The organism is Arthrobacter sp. LjRoot78, from assembly GCF_964254335.1.
GTDB lineage: Bacteria > Actinomycetota > Actinomycetes > Actinomycetales > Micrococcaceae > Arthrobacter.
In genome coordinates this window covers 731,596-754,951 of sequence record NZ_CAXUTG020000001.1, presented here as the reverse complement: position 1 = coordinate 754,951, position 23,356 = coordinate 731,596, and the positions used below count along the sequence as shown (strand labels likewise).

Annotated in this window: 15 protein-coding genes and 2 tRNA genes; 7 read left to right on the top strand and 10 right to left on the bottom strand. The window is 66.6% G+C overall.

Annotated features, from left to right (window positions below; translation table 11 throughout):
- Positions 1 to 35: 35 nt before the first annotated feature.
- Positions 36 to 272: a hypothetical protein gene (locus ACSQ1X_RS03625; RefSeq protein WP_436056686.1), complete on the top strand. Its 237-nt coding sequence runs from the start codon at positions 36 to 38 to the stop codon at positions 270 to 272.
- Positions 273 to 371: 99 nt separating this feature from the next.
- Here the strand turns inward: ACSQ1X_RS03625 and ACSQ1X_RS03620 are convergent, their stop codons facing one another.
- From ACSQ1X_RS03620 to ACSQ1X_RS03590, 7 genes are all read right to left on the bottom strand, one after another.
- A complete protein-coding gene (locus ACSQ1X_RS03620) occupies positions 372 to 1,217 on the bottom strand; it encodes an aldo/keto reductase (protein WP_055800655.1) in 846 nt (281 codons plus the stop codon).
- A gap of 76 nt (positions 1,218 to 1,293) precedes the next feature.
- On the bottom strand, positions 1,294 to 1,749 hold the full coding sequence (locus tag ACSQ1X_RS03615) for a hypothetical protein (protein ID WP_055800657.1): 456 nt from the start codon (positions 1,747 to 1,749) through the stop codon (positions 1,294 to 1,296).
- A gap of 7 nt (positions 1,750 to 1,756) precedes the next feature.
- Positions 1,757 to 2,380: a bacterial proteasome activator family protein gene (locus tag ACSQ1X_RS03610; RefSeq protein WP_055800660.1), complete on the bottom strand. Its 624-nt coding sequence runs from the start codon at positions 2,378 to 2,380 to the stop codon at positions 1,757 to 1,759.
- A 155-nt stretch (positions 2,381 to 2,535) separates the two neighbouring features.
- Positions 2,536 to 2,727: a YbdD/YjiX family protein gene (locus tag ACSQ1X_RS03605; protein WP_055800663.1), complete on the bottom strand. Its 192-nt coding sequence runs from the start codon at positions 2,725 to 2,727 to the stop codon at positions 2,536 to 2,538.
- A 13-nt stretch (positions 2,728 to 2,740) separates the two neighbouring features.
- Complete coding sequence (locus ACSQ1X_RS03600; protein WP_436056685.1) at positions 2,741 to 5,041, bottom strand: carbon starvation CstA family protein; 2,301 nt, start codon at positions 5,039 to 5,041, stop codon at positions 2,741 to 2,743.
- Positions 5,042 to 5,184: 143 nt separating this feature from the next.
- Positions 5,185 to 5,721: a PadR family transcriptional regulator gene (locus ACSQ1X_RS03595; RefSeq protein WP_436056684.1), complete on the bottom strand. Its 537-nt coding sequence runs from the start codon at positions 5,719 to 5,721 to the stop codon at positions 5,185 to 5,187.
- 135 nt (positions 5,722 to 5,856) lie between these two features.
- Positions 5,857 to 6,840 carry an NAD(P)H-quinone oxidoreductase gene (locus ACSQ1X_RS03590; protein WP_436056683.1) on the bottom strand — a complete coding sequence of 328 codons (984 nt, stop codon included), beginning with the start codon at positions 6,838 to 6,840 and terminating at the stop codon, positions 5,857 to 5,859.
- 123 nt (positions 6,841 to 6,963) lie between these two features.
- On the opposite strand from ACSQ1X_RS03590, the gene ACSQ1X_RS03585 reads away from it, so the two are divergent.
- From ACSQ1X_RS03585 to ACSQ1X_RS03575, 3 genes are all read left to right on the top strand, one after another.
- Positions 6,964 to 7,051 (top strand) — tRNA-Ser (locus ACSQ1X_RS03585).
- Between the two features lie 177 nt (positions 7,052 to 7,228).
- Positions 7,229 to 8,050, top strand: coding sequence for a VOC family protein (locus tag ACSQ1X_RS03580; protein ID WP_436056682.1), 822 nt, complete (start codon positions 7,229 to 7,231; stop codon positions 8,048 to 8,050).
- A 375-nt stretch (positions 8,051 to 8,425) separates the two neighbouring features.
- Complete coding sequence (locus tag ACSQ1X_RS03575; protein WP_436056681.1) at positions 8,426 to 13,018, top strand: ExeM/NucH family extracellular endonuclease; 4,593 nt, start codon at positions 8,426 to 8,428, stop codon at positions 13,016 to 13,018.
- 290 nt (positions 13,019 to 13,308) lie between these two features.
- Here ACSQ1X_RS03575 and ACSQ1X_RS03570 read toward each other — a convergent pair whose 3' ends face one another.
- Positions 13,309 to 15,321 (bottom strand): FAD/NAD(P)-binding protein, encoded by a 2,013-nt coding sequence (locus ACSQ1X_RS03570; protein ID WP_436056680.1) that lies wholly within the window; start codon positions 15,319 to 15,321, stop codon positions 13,309 to 13,311.
- A 60-nt stretch (positions 15,322 to 15,381) separates the two neighbouring features.
- On the opposite strand from ACSQ1X_RS03570, the gene ACSQ1X_RS03565 reads away from it, so the two are divergent.
- The 3 genes from ACSQ1X_RS03565 to ACSQ1X_RS03555 all read left to right on the top strand — a co-directional run bounded on the left by ACSQ1X_RS03565 (position 15,382) and on the right by ACSQ1X_RS03555 (position 19,605).
- A complete protein-coding gene (locus ACSQ1X_RS03565) occupies positions 15,382 to 17,694 on the top strand; it encodes a prolyl oligopeptidase family serine peptidase (RefSeq protein WP_436056679.1) in 2,313 nt (770 codons plus the stop codon).
- A 59-nt stretch (positions 17,695 to 17,753) separates the two neighbouring features.
- Positions 17,754 to 17,841, top strand: a tRNA-Ser gene (locus ACSQ1X_RS03560).
- Between the two features lie 93 nt (positions 17,842 to 17,934).
- Positions 17,935 to 19,605 carry a phytoene desaturase family protein gene (locus tag ACSQ1X_RS03555; protein ID WP_436056678.1) on the top strand — a complete coding sequence of 557 codons (1,671 nt, stop codon included), beginning with the start codon at positions 17,935 to 17,937 and terminating at the stop codon, positions 19,603 to 19,605.
- On the opposite strand, the gene ACSQ1X_RS03550 is transcribed toward ACSQ1X_RS03555, so the two are convergent.
- Positions 19,602 to 21,047, bottom strand: a complete 1,446-nt coding sequence (locus ACSQ1X_RS03550) for an MFS transporter (RefSeq protein ID WP_436056677.1) — start codon at positions 21,045 to 21,047, stop codon at positions 19,602 to 19,604. The genes ACSQ1X_RS03555 and ACSQ1X_RS03550 overlap by 4 nt on opposite strands.
- A 93-nt stretch (positions 21,048 to 21,140) precedes the next feature.
- Complete coding sequence (locus ACSQ1X_RS03545; protein WP_055800689.1) at positions 21,141 to 23,330, bottom strand: RecQ family ATP-dependent DNA helicase; 2,190 nt, start codon at positions 23,328 to 23,330, stop codon at positions 21,141 to 21,143.
- Positions 23,331 to 23,356 lie beyond the last annotated feature (26 nt).

Genomic DNA, 23,356 nt, shown 5'->3' with positions numbered 1-23,356 from the left:
CCTTTACTGTCAGAGGCCGGCTGCACACTGGATTCATGGACAAGAACCTCAGCACCAGCCAGGCGACTACGCGGGGAAACCTCGGCGGCGACGCACCGGAGCCCCGGGAATTCCACGTCACTTATTTTGATACCGACTGCGGCCTGATCCGCAGGGAAACGTTCGACTCACTGCCGGAGGCGGAGCGATTCGCCAACCGGAACATTTCCGACGAGCAGGGCTGGGCCGTTATCGACGCTGTGCCCGCGGAACAGGGACGGCTGGCGGCCTGAAGAACGCCAGAGGCCCCGCACTGTGCAAGTGCGGGGCCTTCTGACCGGCCTAGTCTTCGACGCTATTCCGTGGAGCTAAGCCGGAAGCGCTGAAGCCCTCTAGGCGAAATCGGAGACAGCGGGGTCCGGTCCGATGCGGCCGGTGCCTTCGGCAGTCCGGTCCAGCCCGTTGATGGTTGCGATGTCGGCCTCATCCAGCGTCACGTCGAGGGCCGCGTAATTTTCGCGGATCCGGGACTCGGTGACGGACTTCGGAATCACCACGTTGCCGAGAGCCAGGTGCCAGGCAATGACCACCTGCGCAGGCGTGGCACTGTGCTTGGCCGCGATCTCCGCGATGGCAGGGTGCTCCAGGAGCTCGCCGCCCTGGCCCAACGGCGACCACGCCTGGGTGAGGATGCCCTTGGATGCATTGAATTCGCGCAGTTCGGCCTGGTTGAAGAACGGGTGCAGCTCCACCTGGTTGATGGCCGGAACAACACCGGTCTCATCGATGATCTGCTGCAGTCCCTCGGTGGTGAAGTTGGAGACACCGATGGACTTGACCCGGCCGCGCTTCTGCAGCTCGATCAGGGCCTTCCAGGTGTCCACGTACTTGTCCTGCTGCGGCTGCTGCCAGTGGATCAGGTACAGGTCCAGGGTTTCGAGGCCCAGACGCTCCATGGACGCTTCAAAGGCCGCAAGGGTGGACTCGTACCCCTGGTCCGCGTTCCACAGCTTGGTGGTGATGAAGATGTCCTCAGGCTTCAACCCGGAGCGCTCAATGGCGCGGCCCACGCCTGCTTCGTTCCCGTAGATCTTGGCGGTGTCGATGTGGCGGAACCCGGCCTCGAAGGCCTGGACCACTACCTTTTCCGCTACGTCGTCCTCAACCTGCCACACTCCGTAGCCGAGCTGGGGAATGGTGTTGCCGTCGTTGAAAGTCAGTTCAGGAGAAAAAGTCATTACTTCATACTGCCAACGGGAGCAGCGCCCGGCGAGCAAAAACGCCCGGCTAAGCTAGGCGCTTAACCGGGAATAGCTACGAATCCTGCGGCTGTTCGGCAAGGCGGCGTTCGGCGTCGGCGATCTGTTCAAAGACCGACTCGGCCCGTCGGCGGACCGAGGCAGCGCCTACCGGCACCGGCCCGACGGCGAGGCGCAGCATCGCTGCCGCCTCCGCGGTGGTCGCCAGGGAGTTGCCCGCCTTGGACAGTGATCGGTGGACGCCGGCCAATGCGCCCGGGATGTCCAGGCCGTCACTGGGTGAGCGCCGCTGGGCTTCGACGCACACCTGCCGGACCCTGATGGCGAGGCCGGCGAGATCGTTGGCGATCTCCACGAGCTCGGCGTACAGCACATCGTCCTCCACGCCTTCCAGGACTTGGTGGAACCGGTCAAGCCCGCGAAGGAAACGGTCGTGGGCGCGCCGCCACAGCCCTTTGCCGAGCTCGGCGTCGTCTTTGCGCCCCTGGCGGGCAGCTGCGAAGAATGCCACGCCGACCCTAGAGATACTGGCCGGGACCGTGGTCCGGATCTTCCGGTGTGCCGGCCCGCTCCCCTCCTGGATGCGGCAGCCGGGCACGCTGTGGCTCGCCGTCCTCACCGATCACCACACCCGGAGCAATAACGGTTCCTGGCGGCAGCTGGCGCAGTTGCCTCTGCGCCGCGGCGTGTTCACGCGCGGCGTGCTGGGCGGCGATGGCGGTCTGGATGCCGTGGAACAGCCCTTCCAGCCAGCCGACGAGCTGGGCCTGGGCAATTCGCAATTCCGCCTCCGAAGGAGTCGCTTGTTCCGGAAAGGGCAGGCTGATCCGTTCCAGCTCTTGGACGAGTTCAGGCGCCAACCCGTCCTCGAGTTCCTTGATGGAGCGTTCGTGGATTGCTGCCAGGCGCCCGCGCGCGGCTTCGTCCAGGGGTGCCGATTTCACTTCATCCAGCAGTTGTTTGATCATGGTGCCGATCCGCATCACCTTGGCGGGCTCATCCACCAGGTCCTGGAGGTTGCTCCCCCTCGGCCGGGGGCCGGTTTGAGGGCCAAACGCCGGGCGGGAAGATGCAGCGTCGTCCAGGGTGGTGCCCTCTACGGGGTCCTCAACAGCAGGCTGAGTGTCGTTCGGATCGCTCATGGCTTCATACTCTCACGAGCCGCGAGCGCAGGCGCGCGTCCGTGAAGCCAATTGACCCGGCTGGAACCGACGGTGCCCCGAAAAGGCCAGGGGCGCCGTCGGACCCTAAGATCCGACGGCGCCCCGGCGCAGGTGTTCCCATCAGCAGCGGCCGGTCAGCAGCAGCGGCCCTGGGGATTGTTGTCCTGGCGGTCCGTGCGGTCCCGCCAGAACTCGCGCTCGGTCATGGGCGCTTCCGTATGCCCTGAGGCCTCGTGGTGCTCCAGGTACTTCGCATAGGCATCCGCTCCCATTACTCCGCCGAAATAACGGGCGAAGCCACGGAACCCTTCGAGTATCGCGTTCATGACCAGCCCCGCATCAGTGGTGTGCGGCCTTTTCGAGGCGCAGGTCGGCGGGGAGTTTGTTCCACTCGTCCACCAGTTCCCGCTCAGCAGCCGTGGGAATGAATCCCGCCGGCGCGTAGGCGCGGGACGGCACGGCCGGGTCCTCGTGGTCTACGTGGGCAACGCCCTGCTTCGCATCCCGGAACGCCTTCACTGTGGCCACCATCGCCGTGATGATCACGATGATGCTCAGCACTACGAAGATCACCGACAACCACCCCTGGATCATGGTGTTGCGGACCACGGCCTCCATGGCCGCAACCGTCTTGGCCGTGCCGAATTCCGTCTTGCCGTCGGCCAGGGCCTTGGAGAACGCGGCGTTGTTGGCGAAGTAGCCCACTGCCGGAACCGGCGAGAAGATCTTCTGGAAGCTGGCAGTGATGGTGACGACGGCTGCGAAAGCAAGCGGAAGGGCCACAATCCAGAGGTACTTGAACGAGGCCCGCCGTGCCGCGATGGCCAGGCAGACGGACAGCGCAATGGCTGCCAGCAACTGGTTGGCGATTCCGAACAGCGGGAACAGCGTGTTGATGCCGCCCAGCGGGTCCGTGACGCCCATCAGCAACACAGCGCCCCAGGCGCCGACCATCACAGCCGTGCAGAGCCAGGCTCCCGGCCGCCAGGAGTGCTCCTTGAACTTCGGGATGAAGTTGCCGATGGAATCCTGCAGCATGAAGCGTGCCACGCGGGTGCCGGCGTCCACGGCGGTGAGGATGAACAGTGCTTCGAACATGATGGCGAAGTGGTACCAGAACGCCATCATGGCCGTCCCGCCGATGAACTGCTGCATGATGTGGGCAAGGCCGACGGCCAGCGTGGGCGCACCGCCGGTGCGGGACACAATGCTTTGCTCGCCGACGTTTCTGGCGGTCTCCGACAGGAGATCCGGAGTGATGTTCACCCCGGACAGGCCCAGGCTGTTGACCCAGGTGGCTGCCGTTTCCACGGTGCCGCCGGTCAGGGCGGCCGGCGAGTTCATGGCGAAGTACAGGCCGCGGTCGATGGAGATGGCTGCCACGAGGGCCATGATGGCCACGAAGGATTCCATCAGCATGCCGCCGTAGCCGATCAGGCGGGCCTGGCGTTCCTTTTCGATCAGCTTCGGGGTGGTGCCGGAAGAGATCAGTGCGTGGAAGCCGGATAGGGCGCCGCAGGCGATGGTGACGAACAGGAACGGGAAGAGCGCCCCGGGGAACACCGGCCCGTTTTCCCTGCTGGCAAATTCACTGAAGGCGGGCACAGTGATTTCGGGACGGACCACGATGATGGCCAGCGCAAGCATGACGATCACGCCGATTTTCATGAACGTGGAGAGGTAGTCCCGGGGAGCCAGCAGGAGCCAGACCGGGAGGATGGCGGCGATGAAGCCGTAGACGATGAGGCCCCAGGCGATGGTGACCTTGTCCAGGTGGAAGAACGCCGCGCCCCACTCGGTCCCGGCCACTGCGCCGCCGCCGATGATGGCGGCCATCAGCAGCACGAAGCCGATCAGCGACACCTCCATGACTTTGCCTGGGCGGATGAAGCGGAGGTAGACGCCCATGAAGAGGGCAATAGGGATGGTCATTCCCACGGAGAACACGCCCCAGGGGCTTTCCCCCAGCGCGTTCACGACGACGAGGGCCAGGATCGCGACGATGATCACCATGATGAGCAGGGTGGCGATCAAGGCGGCGGTGCCGCCGATCACACCGAGTTCCTCACGGGCCATCTGGCCCAGCGAGCGGCCGCCACGGCGCATGGAGAAGAACAGGACGAGGTAGTCCTGCACCGCTCCGGCCAGTACGACGCCGATGATGATCCAGATGGTGCCGGGCAGGTACCCCATTTGGGCCGCAATAACTGGGCCGACCAGGGGGCCTGCGCCGGCGATGGCGGCAAAGTGGTGGCCGAACAGGACGTTGCGGTCGGTGCGGACGTAGTCCTTGCCGTCCGCCTTGTACTCGGCAGGGGTGGCCCGGCGGTCGTTAGGCCTGGTGATGTACCGTTCGATCACCTTGGAGTAGAAGCGGTAGCCGATCAGGTACGTGCAGACGGAGGCGAACACGAACCAGATCGCGTTGACCGTCTCGCCTCGGACGATGGCCAGCATGAACCAGGAGACGCCGCCCAGCAGCGAGATCGCGGCCCAGATGGCGATCTTCGTCGGTGTCCATTTGCGTTCTTCGGCCTCCCGGACCGCCTCGTCCACCGATGTTGGTGGAAGCTTTGGATCATGCACCAAAGCGTCCTCCGATAATGCTGTCCGCGCCTTGCCATCCGGCATTTTGCCCATGTCTCCTCCTCGAGAACCCCAGCTGAAAAGTGATCTCCCCTTCGCACCATATCAACGCCCCGGACGCAGGGATACTGCTTTTGGGGTGGCGCTCTTGAGGCTCTCGCTGAACGGTCGGACGGGAGCGTTGAGCGGTTAGCAGACTAGGGTGCGGGCGTGTTCAACTGCGCCATCCGCGCCTCGCAAAGATCCAGCCACCGGACCTCTGCTTCGGTCTGGAAAATCAGTGAGTCCAGCACCAGCAGCCACGCGGTGTCCGCCCGGCGCAGGCTGGCGGAGGCCTCGCGACGGGTCTTGGTGTAGTCCTGGAGCGCCTTCACTGAAGCGGTGCGCTGGGCCTGGATGACGGCCGGGACGTCCACGCCGGGAATGGTCACGGCGAGGGCGAGCTTGATGGCGAGTTCGTTCCGGGGAGGATTGCTGCGGGCCACCGGGGCCTGGAACCAGCCCGTGACTTCGCCGCGGCCTGCGTCGGTGATGCTGTAGATGACGTGGCCTTCGCCGTCGCCGCCGTCGTTCGTGACCAGCCCGTCCCGTTCCAGCCGGTCCAAGGTGGTGTAGACCTGCCCGATGTTCAGCGGCCAGGCAGAGCCGGTGCGGTCCTCGAACTCGACCCTCAACTGGTACCCGTAACGGGGCTTGTCCTGAAGCAGGGCGAGGAGACTATGGCGAATGGACATACTGCCCCCTGATGTCGCAAAGACGACGGCATACACGCGCCCCCAAAGACGCGTGCATACCGCGTATGGAACTACAGTAGCGTGATTTCGACGTCGAGGCAATACCGGGTATTCATTTGCGGGCCTGGCGTTCGGCTACATGACGAGCAGGACTTTCCCCACATGGTCGCCGGAGTCGAAGTATTCGTGCGCCGCCCGCACCTGTTCCAGCGGAAACGTCTTGGCTACCAGGGGCCGGATGCGGCCGTCCGACAGGAGCGGCCACACCGCATCCCGGACGGCGTTCATGATCACGCCCTTCTCCGCCACCGGGCGCGGGCGGAGCGCCGTGCCGATGATGGCGGCCCGCTTGCTGAGGAGCTTTCCAAGGTCCAGTTCCGCCTTGGTGCCGCCCTGGAGTCCGATCACGATCAGCCGGCCGTAATCCGCGAGGGCGTCAATATTCTGCCCGAGATACTTGGCGCCTACAACGTCCAGGATGACGTCGGCCCCGTGTCCGCCGTTTTGCGCACGGAGGGATTCGGGAAAGTCCTCCTCCGTGTAATTGATGGCGATGTCCGCATGGAGGAAGGCTTTGGCGGTGCCCACCTTCTCAGCCGTTCCGGCCGTGGTGGCCACCGTGGCACCAAAGGCCTTGGCCAGCTGGATGGCCATGGTGCCGATTCCGCCGGTGGCTCCGTGGATCAGCACGGTCTCACCCGGCTGGAGCTGCGCCGTCATGATCAGGTTCGAATAGACGGTGGCCGCCACTTCGGGGAGGGACGCGGCAGTGACCAGATCCACGCCGTCGGGAATCCTCAGCACCTGTTCGGCCGGGACCGCCACCTGCTGGGCGTAACCGCCGCCCGAGAGCAGTGCCACCACCTTGTCCCCCACCGAAAACGGTTTGGACACGCCGGAGCCGAAGCCCGCTATCCGGCCGGAAACTTCCAGGCCAAGGATGTCCGACGCCCCGGGCGGCGGCGGGTAGAACCCCCTGCGCTGCTGGACATCTGCCCGGTTGAGTCCCGCGGCGACGACGTCGATCAGCACCTCGCCGGGGCCGGGAACCGGAGCCGGGACCTCGCGCACTTCGAGCACCTCAGGCCCGCCGGCCTCGCTAACGTAGACGGTCTTCATGGAAAACTCCCGATTCCTAGCTGCTTCCTGCCACAAAAAATAGTGTGCAGCGGCCGCGCGAGCCCGCAAACACTCCGGACGGTTTTTGTCGCAGCCAACTGCCTATGAAACACTACTCGGTAAGGAAGGTTGTCCGAGCGGCCGAAGGAGCTGGTCTTGAAAACCAGTGTGCGGTAACCCCGTACCAAGAGTTCGAATCTCTTACCTTCCGCGAACAATGTCCGGGTCCCGAGCAATCAGGATCCGGACATTTTCCGTTAATCCCGGTTAAGGGCTTGGTTGTGCCGGAACCATTGAAAGTGTCGGTGCTCCGGAATAGTGTCTGGTTTGTCTTCACTGACCATCCCTCCGCCGCGGTCCGTTGCCGCGGCCACCGACAGGAGCCACAATGCCCAGCCCTGACATCACGCCCGGCGCACCCTGCTGGATCGACCTCATGACATCGGATGCCGCCAAAGCCAAGCAGTTCTATGGAGAACTGTTCGGGTGGGACTTCCAGACCGGCGATGAGGAAAAATACGGCGGCTACATCACGGCCTCGAAAAACGGGAAGTCCGTGGCAGGACTCATGCAAAAGGATGAAACGATGGCCGGCTTCCCTGACGCCTGGTCCACCTACCTGCGTTCGGACGACGCCGCCGCCACAGCCGAAGCGGTCACGGCGCACGGCGGACAGGTCTTCATGGGGCCGATGGACGTCCCGGAGCAGGGCCACATGGCCATGTTCGGCGACGCCACCGGCGCGGCCATCGGCATCTGGCAGCCCCGCGAAATGACCGGCTTCGAACTCGTGGCCGAGCCCGGCGCCGCGGCCTGGCACGAACTCCACACCAAGGACTACGCCACCGCCGTCAAGTTCTACCAGGACGTCTTCGGCTGGGACACGGACGTCATGAGCGACACCCCCGAATTCCGCTACACCACGCTGGGCAAGGGAGACTCTGCCAAGGCGGGAATCATGGACGCCTCGGCCTACCTGCCGGCGGAAGTCCCGTCCAACTGGCAGGTCTACTTCGCCGTGGAGGATGCCGACGCGTCCATTGAAAAGGCCGTCAGCCTTGGCGCGCGGGTGATCGACGGACCGGACGACACCCCGTTCGGCCGGTTGGCATCCCTGGCCGACCCCACCGGGGCAATGTTCAAGATCGTTGCGGACACCCGGCAGGGCGCCGCCGATCCGGCCGACTCAGGAGACACCACCGGGGCCTAACGAGCCGCCGCGTTCCATTTAAGAAAATTGATCTAAGAAATACCGGCCAGCCGCTTCCATCGGAGCTACTGGCCGGTATTCTTTTGCCATGTCCGGCACATGGGGCGGGCCGGCACCTGCACGAAACCAAAGCACTGCCGCAGAACACTGTTGCCGGGACAGGGCCGATGCTGCCCTGTGGCCGGCGGTGACCGTTTCGCTGGGGGACGTCTCGCAGAATGCACGCTGAATCAATCACACGTTCATTCGACTCTGTTTTGCTGTGCCGGAAACTGCTTGACCAGGAGTAAAGTCCGGGCCCTTTTGTCCGCGCCACAAAGCCGGACACATTCCACCGAGCCCTTACCCGGGGCACCCTAATGAGAGTTAGAGCGGATGAAACGCACACCATGGAAAATTACGCTGGGCACGGCGTTGTCAGCGGGGCTTATCGCAGCCCCGCTGACAGCCGTCCCGGCGTTCGCAGTGGAGGTCTCACCGGCCGCTGCGGGCACGTCACCAGTGGTCATCAATGAGGCGTACCTCAGCGGAGGCAGCTCCGGAGCGGCCTACAAGAACAAATTCGTAGAGCTGTACAACGCGTCCGATGCGCCGATTTCGCTGGATGGCTGGTCCCTTCAGTACCGCTCGGGCACGGGAACGGCCGCCCCCAATGGAGTGGCGGCCCTCACGGGCAGCATCCCTGCGAAGGGTTACTACCTGGTCCAGGGTGGAGCCAACGGAGCGCCCAGCCCCGCCGGCGCCGACCTGCCCACTCCGGACCTGGTGGCCACCGGCTTGAACCCGTCCGGAACCACAGGCACCCTGGTCCTGGCCAGGCAGGCCACTGCCCTCACTCCGCTGGCCACCGGTTCGGTGATCGAGCCCGCCAACGTGGCTGACCTGCTGGGGTACGGCACGTCCAATACGTTCGAAACGCAGGCTGCCACCGCGCCCGCCAGCAACACCGATGTCAAGAGCCTGAACCGCACCAACGGAGCGGACTCCAACAGCAACGCGGCCGACTTCACCCTCAGCGCCACCATCACCCCGACGGCGGCCGGCGGCACCGTGGACCCCGGTCCCGTCGATCCCGGTCCCGTAGATCCGGCGCCTGCGCCCAGCGCAAAGACCATCGCTGAAATCCAGGGCTCCGGTGCGGCCAGTCCGTTCGTCGGCGCCAGCGTTACGACGCGGGGCAAGGTGACCGCGGCGTTTCCCACCGGCGGCTTCTCCGGCTTCTACGTCCAGACCCCCGGGACCGGCGGCGATCTGACGCCGGCCAACCACACGGCGTCGGACGCTGTCTTCGTCTACTCCCCCGCAACGGTGGGCTCGGTCACCATCGGTGATTACGTCGAAATCACCGGCCCCGTCAGCGAGTTCTTTGGCATGACCCAGGTGAATGTTGCCGACGCGGCAGGGCTTAAGAAGCTCGCCGAGGCGGCTCCGGAGGTGAAGTCCACCGGCTTCTCCCTCCCGGCGGATGAAGCCTTCCGTGAATCCCTGGAAGGCATGCTGCTGGCACCGCAGGGACCCGTGACTGTCACTGACAACTACTCCCTGAACCAGTACGGCGAAATCGGCCTGGCCGGCGGCACCACACCGCTGGAGCAGCCCACCGCAGTGGCCCCGTACGGTTCGGCCGAGTACACCGCAACCGTTGCCGCCAACGCAGCCCGCGGCATAAAGCTGGACGACGGCGCCACCACCAACTTCCTCAAGGACGCCGCCACCAAGGCGCAGGTGCTGCCGTACCTGACCACATCGGATCCCGTCCGCGTCGGATCACCCGTGACGTTCCAGACCGACGTGGTGCTCAGCTACGCCAACAACTCCTGGAAGTTCCAGCCGCTGACCCGCCTGACGCCGGAAAACGCCGGCCTCATCCAGCCGGCCACCTTTGGCGCCACCCGTGCCGAGGCCCCCGCCGCCGTCGGAGGCAACCTCAAGATTGCCTCCTTCAACGTGCTGAACTACTTCCCCACCACCGGGGACACCCTGACCGGTTGCACGTTCTACACCGACCGTGACGGCAACCCCATCACGGTCCGCGGCGGGTGCGACGCCCGCGGTGCCGCAAACGCCGAGAACCTCAAACGCCAGCAGGACAAGATCGTGGCCGCTATCGGCAAGTCCGGCGCCGACGTCGTGTCCTTGATGGAAGTTGAGAACTCCGCGCAGTTCGGTAAGGACCGCGACGACGCCCTGGCAAAGCTCGTGGAGGCTCTGAACATTTCCACACCGGGGATCTGGGACTACGTCCGTACGCCCGCCAATGCTCCCCCACTGGCTGACGAGGACATGATCCGGACGGCATTCATCTACAAGAAGGCCGCCGCGGAACCGGTGGGCGAATCCATCATCCACAACGACACCGTGGCCTTCGCCAGCGCCCGCAAACCGCTGGCCCAGGTGTTCAAGCCGGTTGGCGCGTCCGAGGACAAGAAGTTCATCGCCATCGCCAACCACTTCAAGTCCAAGGGCTCTGCCGCCACTCCGGAGGACACCGACCAGGGCCAGGGCGCCTCGAACCTTGCCCGCACCGAGCAGGCCAAGTCACTCCTTGCCTTCTCGAACGACCTTCAGGCTTCGAAGGGCACGGACAAGGTCTTCCTGCTGGGCGACTTCAATTCCTACGCCAAGGAAGACCCCCTCAACGTCCTCACCGCCGCCGGCTACGTCAACCAGGACGAGAAGGCCAAGAACGCTGACGGCTCCGCCAAGCACTCCTACCTGTTCGGCGGCCTGGTGGGTTCGCTGGACCACGTCCTTGCCTCGCCGGGCGCAAACGCCGTGGTCACGGGCGCCGACATCTGGAACATCAACTCCGTTGAGTCCGTGGCGCTGGAGTACAGCCGGTATAACAACAATGTGACCAACTACTATGCGCCGGACCAGTTCAGGGCAAGCGACCACGATCCCGTGGTGGTGGGCCTTGATTTGCCGGCCGCACCAGTCCTGCCGCCGAGCGTTGACCTGAACTTCCTGGGCATCAACGATTTCCACGGCCGCATCGACTCCAACACGGTCCTGTTTGCCGCCACCATCGAAAAGCTCCGCGAAGCGGCCGCTCCGGGTGCCACGGCCTTCCTGTCCGCGGGAGACAACATCGGCGCCTCGCTGTTCGCTTCCGCCGTCGCCAAGGACCAGCCCACCATCGATGTGCTGAACGCCCTCGAGCTGCAGACGTCCGCCGTGGGCAACCACGAGTTCGACGGCGGCTGGACGGACTTGCGGGACCGCGTCGTCGCGGGCGGAACGAACGCCAAATTCCCGTACCTCGGCGCCAACGTCTACAAGAAGGGCACCACGGAGCCGGCCCTGCCGGAGTACACGGTGCTGGAGATGAACGGCGTGAAGGTGGCCGTGATCGGTACCGTCACCCAGGAAGTGCCCTCGTTGGTCACGCCCGCCGGAATCACCGAACTGGAGTTCGGCGATGCCGTGGAAGCGATCAACCGCGTGACGGCGAAAATCACCGCCGACAAGCTCGCCGACGTCATCATCGTGGAAAACCACGACGGCGCCGGGTCCGGTACCCCCGACGGCTCCACTTTGGGGCAGGAAATCGCAGCCGGCGGCCCCTTCGCCAAGCTCGTCAACGAAACCTCTCCCGAGGTGGACGCCATCTTCACCGGCCACACCCACAAGCAGTACGCCTGGGATGCTCCGGTCCAGGATGCCAACGGGCAGCCAACAGGCAGGACGCGTCCCATCGTCCAGACTGGCAGCTACGGCGAGTTCATCGGCCAGATCCAGCTGACGATCGACACCAGGACGATGCAGGTGACCGGCTACAAAGCGGGCAACGTCAAGCGCACAGTCCCCACCACGACCGAGACGGCCGCGGACCTCGTGACCAAGTACCCGCGCGTGGCAGCCGTCAAGGCGATCGTTGACAAGGCAGTGGCCGACGCCGCAGTCATCGGCAACCAGCCGGTGGGCAAAGTCACCGCTGATATCACCACGGCCTTCACGCCCGCCACGGCAACAAGCCCGGCATCCCGTGACGACCGCGCCAGCGAATCCACCCTGGGCAACCTTGTGGCGGATTCACTGGTGGACGCACTCAAGGCACCGGACCTCGGTGCCGCCGAAATCGGCGTCGTGAATCCCGGCGGCCTGCGCAACGAACTGTACTTCGCGCCGGACGGAACCATCACCTACGCGGAAGCGAACGCCGTGCTTCCGTTCGTGAACAACCTCTGGACCACGTCTCTGACCGGGGCACAGTTCAAAGCGCTCCTTGAACAGCAGTGGCAGACCAACCCGGACGGCACGGTCCCGAGCCGCGCCTACCAGCAGCTCGGATTGTCCAAGAACGTCAACTACACCTACGACGCCGCGCGCGCCGCGGGTGACCGCATCACGTCCATCCGGGTCAACGGTTCGCTCATCGATCCGGCCAAGTCCTACCGCGTCGGCACCTTCAGCTTCCTTGCAACCGGCGGCGACAACTTCCGGATTTTCAAGGAAGGAACTGGCACTGAGGATTCTGGCCTCGTGGACCGCGACGCCTGGATCAAGTACCTGCAGGAGCACAATCCGGCATCGCCGGACTTTGCCCGCCGCACTGTTGCCGTGGTGAACACCACGGCGGCCGAGGTCAAGGCCGGCGACTCCATCACGCTGGCAGTCTCCAAGCTGGATCTCACGTCGCTGGGCAGCCCGGTCAACACCTCGCTGGCGGCCTCCTTCACGGACGCCGCGGGCACGGTGACCCAGCTCGGCACCATCCCGGTGTCCGCCGGAGCTGCCGCAGTGGACGTGAAGGTTCCGGCCGGTGCGGCCGCAGGCCCCGGCACCCTGGTGCTGACCGCTGCCGAATCGGGCACCGTGGTCAAGGCGGCGGTCCAGGTTGCTGCCAGCGGACCGGTGCCGCCGGTCTGCACAGCGCCCGTGCCGCCCGCCAAGTGGTACGACTTTGCGGGCTGGATCAAGTACGGCCTGGCCTGGATCCAGTACCAGAAGTGCCTGAAAGGCTAGTTTCCCGGCCTGACAGCCACTGAACTTGCCCCGCCCCGCGGCCCGGGAATCCATTCGGATCCCGGCCCCGGACGCGGGGCATTTTCATGTCCGGGAACCTGCAACGCTCTCTCACTTCCTGCCGCTCCTCCCGCGACCCTCTCTCACTTCCTGCCGCTCCTCCCGCAACGCTCTCTCACTTCCTCGAAGAAAGTGAGAAAGCGTCGCCAAGAAAGGCGCAGAAAGTGAGAGAGGGTCGCCAAAAAAGGCTCAGAAAGTGAGAGAGGGTCGGGTCGGGTCGGGGGTGCGGGTCAGCGGTCGAGGATGTGGCGGGCTATCTCGTCGGCGTCGCGGAGGGTCCGCTGGCCGCTGCGGTACACCGGCCCCTCCTGCGGCCGCGCCTCGGCGGCGATGGCCGTCCCCCACTGCGCGGCGGACAGCTGCAATCCCAGCACGTACAGTCCTTCCGAGACGGATCCGTTGGCGCCCAGAGGCCGGTAGGGGTGCGGGCTGACATCCAGCCCGGAGGTCTCCACCGGTGCGCCCTCCACGGTCATCATCAGCCGGGGGCGGACCAGGCCGTCGGAGAGCAGCTGTTCCAGCACAGGCGACACGTTGACGGAAACCCTGTTGGCCGGAGCGAGCGCCTCGATCATGGCGCGGGCGTGGATGGCCCCGCCTTTGACCCACGGCGACACGGCCTTGAAGGAACCGGCCGTGCGGTCCAGCGAAAATTTAGGGTCCGGGCCCACAAAACTGACCACGCCTGCCCGGGCGAGCGCTGCGAGCTGCTCCGCCCGGATGGCCGGCGGGCCGCTGGCCAGCCCTTCGACGAACGACTCGAACCAGCCACGCAGGCCGGCGACCCAGGACTCATCGGTGATGCCGCCGTCGGCCACCACTGATTTCAGCACCGCCCGCCCGTGGTGCAGCGCCCCGATGGTCATTTTCACGGGGTCGTCCTCCCCCAGCGCCGAACGCCGGGCGTCATCGAGCAGGTAGTCGACGACGGCGGCATCCACCTCAGCCTGCGACGCGAAGTTCCGTCCGGCCAGGGGAGCTGCCAGGCCCGGAAGGTTCAGCCGCTGGTCCGGCGCCACGTGCTCGGCCACCAGGTCATCCACTTCGGCCGCCCAGTGGGAGACGCTGTGGGCGTGCGGCCGCATCGTCTCCTGGAGCAGGGCCAGGAATGCCTCCGGCTCGGTGACGGCGTCCGGACGGGTCCGCACCAGGGTGGAGTAGTAGGCCCAGAGTGCGTCGCGCTGCAGGAGGGGCCACAGGTCGTGGTCGAAGGCGGGGGTGATTCCCGCCGCGGCGAACCTTCCGACGGCGGCTTCGGTGCAGTACCGCAGCGTCACGCCGGACGGGTAGTACCCCGCAAGGTCCGCCTTGGCCCGGTAAGGGGTCCCGCGCCGGGACGCCGCGACAATCAGCGGCTCGTCGCCGGACGGGACATACTCCAGACCGGCCCTCCCCTGCCCGGGAACGCCGTCCTCATTGCCGCCGCCCTCTGCTGCCACGAACTTCCCGCCCCGGACCTCGGTCAGCTGGCCCATAACGTCAAAGAAGTTAAGGCCCATGCCGCGGACCAGCACGGGCTGGCCCGCCGGCACCACTGACCAGTCGACGTCGGCAGGAACCGCCGGGGGCAGGTACAGGAGCCCCAGCTGCGCGGCGCCTGCCTGGAGCTCGCGCTGTTCGGCGTTGAGCCTGGACTCAAGATGGCCCAGAGCCAGCACCACGGAACCGACGGCGAGCGGCCCGCCGTCCTCGAGTTCGACGTCGAACGTTCCGTTTCCTGCCGGCCGCACAGCGGTGGCGGTGGTGCGGTGGAACTGGACGGTGACGCCCTCCGGAAGGTGCGCGAGCAGCTCGTCAAGGGTGGAGCGGAGGTAGCAGCCGTACAGGGCGCGGCTCGGAAAATCGCGGGATCCGAGGCTGGCCAGTTCGTGGCGTTCGTCCTCTGTCAGCGAGGGGTGCGCGCTGTCCTGCTGCGCTGCCCGCCATTTTTCGAACGTGCTGCCAGCCACGGGTGCCGCCAGCTCAGGGTCCTCGGGAATGACGGTGGGATAGAACGACTGCGTGTTCATCAGGTACAGCCGCGACTGTCCTGGCTGCCACACGTGGCCCGGGCCGGCCGGGTACGGGTCCACCACGTCGATATGGAGGCTGGATGTGGGGAGGCTCGCGGTGCTCCGGGGTCCGGAAGTCCCGGAAGCGGAGGGGTTCCTGAGCTGCCAGTTGGCGAGGAGCCGCTCCAGGACACTGGTACCGCGGGGTCCGGCGCCTATTAGTGCCGTCCGGATGCTTTGCGATGTGCCCACGCCCTCCAGAGTATCTGCATGTGACTTGCTAGCCGCGCCCCGATGCTGTTTCGTAGGGCCATGACCACCACAGCAGCTGATCACCAGCCCGTGTCCGGTGCCTCTTCCCCCGCCGGGAAAGCGCCCGAACCGACCGACGAAAACATCTGGCTTGAGGAGATCTACGGCGAGGAGCCGCTGGCCTGGGTCCGCGAACAGAACGCCCGCACCGAGGACCTGCTCGAAGACGCCGACTATGCCGCGCTCGAAAGCCGCATCCTGGAGGTGCTGGACTCCACGGACAAGATCGCCATGGTGGGCAAGCACGGCGACTGGTATTACAACTTCTGGCGGGACGGCCAGAACCCGAAGGGGCTGTGGCGCCGGACGTCCTGGGAGAGCTACCGGAGCGGGCAGCCCGAATGGGATGTGCTGCTGGACGTCGACGCGCTGGCCGCCGCGGAAGGCGAAGAGTGGGTTTTCCACGGCGCCAATTTCCTCCGCCCCGCGCCCGGCGAACCGCACCGGCTGGCACTGCTGGCCCTCTCCCCCGACGGCGGCGACGCCAACCGCTACCGCGAGTTCGACGTCGAGGCCCGGACGTTCGTGGACCCGGAGTCCGGCGGCTTCGACCTGCCCACGGCCAAAGGCAACGCTTCCTGGCTGGACCGGGACACGCTGCTGGTGTCCACCACCGCGGAAGGCATGCCCAGCACCACCTCGTCCTACGCGCGCACCGCCGTCCGGCTTGCCCGCGGGGGATCGCTCCCGGCAGCCGAACGGCTGTTTGAAATCCCCGAAGACCACATGATGGCGCTGGTGGCGCACGACTCCACGCCGGGGTTCGAGCGGACCTTCGCCATGGACTGGATCAGCTTCTTCAACAAGAGCACGTCGGTCCTGCGGGACGGATCGTGGGTGGTCATCGACGCCCCGACCGACGTGAACCTGAGCGTGCACCGGGAGTGGCTGCTGTTCCGTCCGCAGGGCGACTGGGACGTCGCCGGAACCACGTACGCCGCCGGTTCGCTGCTCGCCGCCAGGTTCGAGGATTACCTTGCCGGCAGCCGCGAGCTGGCGGTCCTGTTCACCCCGGACGCGCACACGTCGCTGCAGTCCTGGAGCTGGACGCGAAACTTCCTCCTGCTCAACCTCCTGCGGGATGTGTCTTCGGAGATCCGCGTCCTGGATCCGGAACGCACGGGGAGCGAGAGCGGGATTGAGTCGGCATGGGCCTCCACGCTGCTGGATGCCTGCCCGCCGCTGCATGACGTCAACGCCTTCGCCGTCGACGACGAGGACGAGGCAGGCATGGACGACGACGGGACGGACGACGACGGTACCAGCGGCAATGTGCCGGTACCGGAAGGGGAAGCCCCCGGCGCAGGGAACGACTTCTGGCTCGTGGCCACCGGCTTCACCACGCCCAGCACGCTGACCCGGGGGACGCTGCGGCGCGGCAGCACCGGGGAGGTGGTGAGCGAGCACGAGGTGATCCGCACCTCGCCGTCCTACTTTGACGACTCCGCCTACGAAGTCCAGCAGCACTTCGCCGTGTCCGACGACGGCACCCGGGTCCCGTACTTCCAGGTGGCGTCCAAGGACCTGGTGCTTGACGGCCAGAACCCCACGCAGCTGTCCGGTTACGGCGGGTTCGAGGTTTCCCGGACGCCTGCCTACAGCGGTACGATCGGCCGGGCCTGGCTGGAACGCCGGACGGACGCCGGGGTCCCGGCCGCAGGAGCCGACGGCGCAGCCGGCCCGACGCACACCCGTGGCGGCGTCTACGTGGTGGCGAACATCCGCGGCGGTGGCGAATACGGACCCTCGTGGCACCGCGCCGCGCTGCAGAAAAAGCGCCACCGCGCGTTCGAGGACTTCGCTGCCGTGGCCAGGGACCTGATCTCCCGTGGAGTCACCTCCAAGGAGCGGCTGGGCTGTGTGGGCGGCTCCAACGGCGGGCTGCTGGTGGGCAACATGCTGACCCGGTACCCGGAACTGTTCGGCGCAGTATCCTGCGGTGTGCCCCTGCTGGACATGCGCCGCTACACCAAGCTGTCTGCCGGCTACTCGTGGATCGCCGAATACGGGGACCCCGACGTGCCCGGGGACTGGGAGTTCATCCGGACGTTCTCGCCGTACCACCTCCTTCGCGACGGCGTGGACTACCCGGAGACCTTCATCTGGACCGCAACGTCCGATGACCGGGTGGGTCCCGTGCAGGCCCGCAAGATGGCGGCCCGCATGCAGGCCATGGGCATCCCCAATGTCTGGTTCCACGAGGCGCTGGAGGGCGGACACGCCGGTGCCTCCGACAACCGGCAGGCGGCCGCGCTGCAGAGCCGGAGCCAGCATTTCCTGTGGCGTTCCCTGGCAGGCCGTTCCGACAACTAGCACCGTTTTGCACTGGATGGCCCGTTCTGCGTATCCTTGGTGGGCTAGGAATAGCAATTGGAGACGTGCCAGAGCGGCCGAATGGGCTTCACTGCTAATGAAGTGTGGGGCACAACTCCACCGGGGGTTCAAATCCCCCCGTCTCCGCGTTTGGCCCCGGTCCCTGGACCGGGGCCTTTTGCGTTTCTTCGGCAGGTTGCGTGTCCGCCTGCGCGCCGGCCGGGGTGGCAGGATGGGCCCATGGCGGAGAACAGCAATCACGACGTGGTCATTATCGGAGGCGGACACAACGGCCTGGCGGCGGCCGCCTATCTGGCCAGGGCCGGACGGGACGTCCTGCTGCTCGAGAAACTGGACCACGCCGGCGGAGCGGCCGTATCCGCCCAGGCGTTCGACGGCGTCGACGCCCGCCTTTCGCGATATTCCTACCTGGTGAGCCTGCTGCCGCAGGAAATCATTGACGACCTGGGCCTTCGCATCAGGCTGGCGCGGCGCCGCTACTCGTCCTACACGCCGGACCCGGGCAGCCCCGGCCGTGGCCTCCTGATCGACAACGGGGACGCGGCAGCCACGGCGGCGTCCTTTGCCTCAGTGGGTGCCCCGGCCGCCGAAGCCGCAGCCTTTGAGCGCTTCTATGCGGAGTGCCGGAAGCTCACCGGGGCGCTGTGGCCCACCATGACGTCGCCCATGCCTACGCGTTCCGAGGCCCGGCAACTCGCCGAAGCCGCCGGTGCCGGTGATGTGTGGGAGTCAGTCATCGAGCGGCCCATCGGCGAAGCCATCACCCGCAGTCTGCAGAGTGACCTGGTGCGCGGCGTGGTGCTGACGGATGCCCTGATCGGTACGTTTGCCCGGGCTGACAGCGCGGACCTGCAGCAGAACATCTGCTTCCTGTACCACCTCCTGGGCGGCGGAACCGGGGACTGGGATGTTCCCATTGGCGGCATGGGGACTGTCTCCGGTGAACTGGAGCGCGCCGCCCGCGAGGCCGGCGCCACCATCCTGACAACCGCCGAGGTCACGCGCATCCGGCCCGGCGGCACAGTGGACTACCGCCACGACGGCCAGGAACGCTCTGCCTCCGCCGATTGGGTGCTCTCCAATGTGGCGCCCGTGGTGCTGGACCGGCTCCGGGCGCCAGACGGGCTCCGGGTGCCAGACGGGCTGCAGGGCGCCGTCGCGGCGCAGCCTATGAACCCCAACCACCTCCGCGAGGGTTCACAGGTCAAAGTAAACCTCCTGCTGACGCGCCTTCCTCAGCTGCTGGACCGCAGCGTCAGCCCGGAGGCGGCCTTCGGCGGCACCTTCCACATCAACGAAACCTGGACCCAGCTGGATGACGCCTACCGGGCCGCCGAACAGGGAACAGTCCCGGACCCGCTGCCCTGCGAAATCTACTGCCATTCGTTGACCGATCCCAGCATCCTCTCCGCGGAGCTGCAGGCTTCCGGAGCCCACACCCTGACGGTCTTCGGACTCCACGTGCCGGACAGGCTTATCACTGCGGAGAACAACGAGGCGATGCGGACGGCGTTGCAGGCCGCCGTCGTAAAATCGCTCAACTCGGTACTTGCGGAGCCGATTGAGGAACTGCTGCTGACCGGCGCAGACGGAACGCCGTGCATCGAAACCAAGACCACGCTGGATATCCAGCGCGCAGTGGGCATGCCGCGCGGCAACATCTTCCACGGCGGACTCGACTGGCCGTTCGCGGAGGACGAGGCCCCGCTGGACACTCCCGCCCGGCGCTGGGGTGTATCGACCGACGATCCCCGCATCCTGCTGTGCGGCTCCGGAGCCCGGCGCGGAGGGGCGGTGAGCGCCATCGGCGGCCACAATGCTGCCATGGCCGTGCTGGAGTCCCTGGCGCTGGAGTCCCAGGGCCGGAAGCCCCAGGGTTCTGAGTCCTAAGGGTTCGCGGCCTTCGGCGCCGCGGAGCGCCCGCGGCTGACGTCGGCGCCCGCCTGCCGGTGCAGCGTTAGGCTATCCGCGGTGCTCAGCAGCATCAGCACGGCGATGGCCAGGAACGCGCCCCGGTAGGGCGCAACGGGGTCCGCTCCGAAGGCGGCGGGGGCGGCGAAGAGCCGGAGGAACAAGGCGCCGACGGCGATGCCCGCACCGGCCGCCAGCTGGACCAGGGTGGCCGAAATGGCGTTGGCGGACGGCAGCTGTCCGGGAACGATGTCTGCGTACTGGATGGAGGCGTAGGCCGAGAACCCGATGGAGCGGAACGCGCCGCTGCAGACCAGCAAGGCGAAGATCAGCGGCTCCGGGGTCCCGGCGTCCAGCAGCGCGCACAGGCCAAAAGTGAGGGCAGAGGCAAGGGACGCGAAGACGAGGACGGGCTTGAAGCCGAACCTGCGGATCAGCGGCGTGGTTGCCGGTTTGATGCCGATGTTGCCGATGAAGACCGCCGCCACCATCACGCCGGCATGCAGCGGATCCCACCCGAACCCGTCCTGGAACATCAGCGGCAGCAGGAACGGAACCGCGCTGATGGTCAGGCGGTAGATGAACCCGCCCGTCGATGTTGCGCGGAACGTCCGTGTGCCGAAGACAGTCAGCTGGAACAGCGGATTGGTGGTTCGCCGCAACCACAGGACTGCCCCTGCGATGGACACCACGCCCGCAGCGATGCTGATCGCCCCGAACGGTCCCGAGGGGTGCGCCGTGGCCAGTTCGAGCCCCACCACCAGGGCGCCTACACCGGCCGTCGTCAGCAGCAGCCCCACCCAGTCGAGGCGGCGGGACTGGTCTCCGGCTCCCTGCGGAACCAGGCGAAGGGCAGCAATAAACGCGGCAAGGCCCAGCGGGATGTTGATCAGGAAGATCCAGTGCCAGGACAGGAAGGTGGTTAGCGCCCCGCCCACCAGCGGCGCCAGGACCGGCGCCAGCAGCCCGGGCCACACAAGATAGGCCGTGGCCCGGAGCAGGTCCTCCTTGGGTGTCCTGCGCAGCACCACGAGCGTCCCCACCGGCACCATCATGGCCCCGCCCGCGCCCTGCAGGACTCGGCTGACGGTGAGCATGGTGAGGTCCTGGCTCAGGGCGCACAGGAGCGAGGCGATGGTGAACACGGCGATGGCGGCGCAGAAAACGCGGCGGGCACCCACGCGCTCGGCCAGCCAGCCGCTGACCGGAATGCCCATGGCCACGGTCATCAGGTAGGCCGTCATGGTGATGTTGACGTCGGCCGGAGCCACGGCGAAGTCTGCCGCGATGCTGGGGATGGCCGTGGTCAGCACGGTGCCGTCCAGGAACTCCATGAAGAAGGTAGCCGCCACCAGCAGGGCCAGCCGCGGCTGCCACTCCTGGCGGACAGCCGACGCGGCGCTGCTCTGGGATTCGCTCATGGCTCCTGGCCTGGACTCATTCGCCGATCCTATAGGCGTGCCAGGCACGGTGCCAGAATAAGTCCGCCCCTTACGCACACCGGCTGGGGGCTCCTACCCGGCCTGTCCCAGCACGAGGGGAAGGACGGCCCCGGCCCCGGCACGGCGCAGTGCCCGTCCTGCAACCGTGACCGTCCAACGGCTGTCCGTGAGGTCATCCACCAACATGATGCTCTGACCCTGGATGCCGGCCATGGCTGCCTCCAGCTCCGGTCCCACAACAAGCCGGTCCCAGACTCCGGCCAGCCGGTAGGCGCTGTTGCCCCCGCGTCCGCCGGTGGGTCCGCCGTGTTCCAGCTGCAGCTGGCCCAGGTACGGTATGCGGCCAATCCCGGAAATTCCGCGCGCCAGGGAATCGACCAAGGCCGGCTTGCTGCGTGACGGGATGCTGACGATGGCTGCCGGACGTCCGACGCCGCTCCAGCCTGGGCTGCGTCCGTTCCCGGCGCCCCATTCGCGGAGCACCTGCACGCAGGCCTGCAGCATTGCGGGGTCCACCTCGCGGTCCGGGGCGCCGGAGGCAAAGATCTCCCGGAGGGCACCGCCCCAGCCGAGGTCGGTCAGGCGGGCCAGCACCCGGCCTTCGGCGAGGCTTTCATCCGGCTTGATCTTGCCCTTGACGGTAACGCCGAGCCGGTCCATGCCGCTGGGCCACTGCAGCCGCGGTTCCAGTGCCATGCCGGCACGGCTGAGCGTCTGGCCGGCCGCTTCTGTGGCCGAGGATGCGATGTCGGACGGGAACCAGCGTCCGGCGCAGTTGTCGCAGCGGCCGCAGGCGCGGGCTGTTTCATCGTCCAGGACCGAGGTGATGTACTCCATCCGGCAGCCGGCCGTGTCCTGGTAGATCACCATGGAGTCCTGCTCATCCACGCGGGCCTCGGCGATGCGGGTGTACCGGTCGGCGTCGTAGCTCCAGGGCTGGCCGGTGGAGCGCCAGCCGCCACCCACCCGTTCCACGGCACCGTCCACGGACAGGACCTTGAGCAGCAGTTCCAAAGGTGTGCGCCGCAGGTCCACGCGGGCTTCGAGGGCCACGGTGGACACGGCGGCCCCGGCCTCGGCGAGGGCGGTCAGGACGGCCGCCGCCTTTTCCTCAGACGGCATGGAAGCGGTAGCAAAGTACTGCCAGATGTCGCGGTCCTCGGAGCCGGGCAGCAGCAGGACGTCGGCGTTGGCAGCGCCACGCCCCGCGCGGCCCACCTGCTGGTAGTAGGCCACCGGCGACGACGGGGCGCCGAGGTGCACCACGAAGCCCAGGTCCGGTTTGTCGAAACCCATGCCCAGGGCCGAAGTGGCCACCAGCGCCTTGACCTGGTTGTCCTTGAGGAGCTGTTCCGCCCGTTCCCGGTCCGCGGGATCGGTACGGCCGGTATAGGCGAGCACCTCATGGCCGGCTTCGGCGAGCAGCCGGGCGGTGTCCTCCGCCGCGGAGACCGTGAGGGTGTAGATGATGCCGCTGCCGGGCAGGTCCGCCAGATGGGTCAGCAGCCAGCCCAGCCGGTCGCGGGAATCCGCCAGCTGCAGCACACCGAGCCGGAGCGATTCACGGCCCAGGGCGCCGCGGATGGTGAGCACGCCGTCGCCTAACTGCTCCTCGATGTCATGGACCACGCGGGAGTTGGCGGTGGCTGTGGTGGCCAGCACGGGCACGGTGTCCGGCAACTGCGTGATGAGGTCCGCGATGCGCCGGTAGTCGGGACGGAAGTCATGGCCCCAGTCGGAGATGCAGTGTGCTTCGTCAATCACCAGGAGCCCGGTGCGGCGGATCAGTTCCGGCAGCTGGTTTTCCCGGAACGACGGGTTCGTGAGCCGCTCCGGGGACACGAGCAGCACGTCCACTTCGTCCGCCGCGAGCTGCTCGCGTACGGTGTCCCATTCGAGCTGGTTGGCGGAGTTGATGGCAACCGCACGGACTCCTGCCCTCGCGGCTGCCGCCACTTGGTCCCGCATCAGGGCCAACAGCGGCGAAACGATCAGCGTGGGACCGGCGCCACGGCGCCGGAGTAGCAGCGAAGCCACAAAATAGACGGCCGATTTTCCCCAGCCGGTGCGCTGGACTACAAGGGCGCGGCGCCCGCCGTCGACCAATGCTTCAATCGCCTCAAACTGGCCGTCATGGAAGCTGGCCTCGGGATGTCCCACGAGGCCGCGAAGAACTTCCAGGGCCTGCGCATGGGTCCCCTCTCCACCTGCGGGGAGATCGGCGGAAGCGGAAAGGACAGCAGCATTCTGGTTATTGGCCATTGATTCAGTATCCCAGCCCCCTCCGA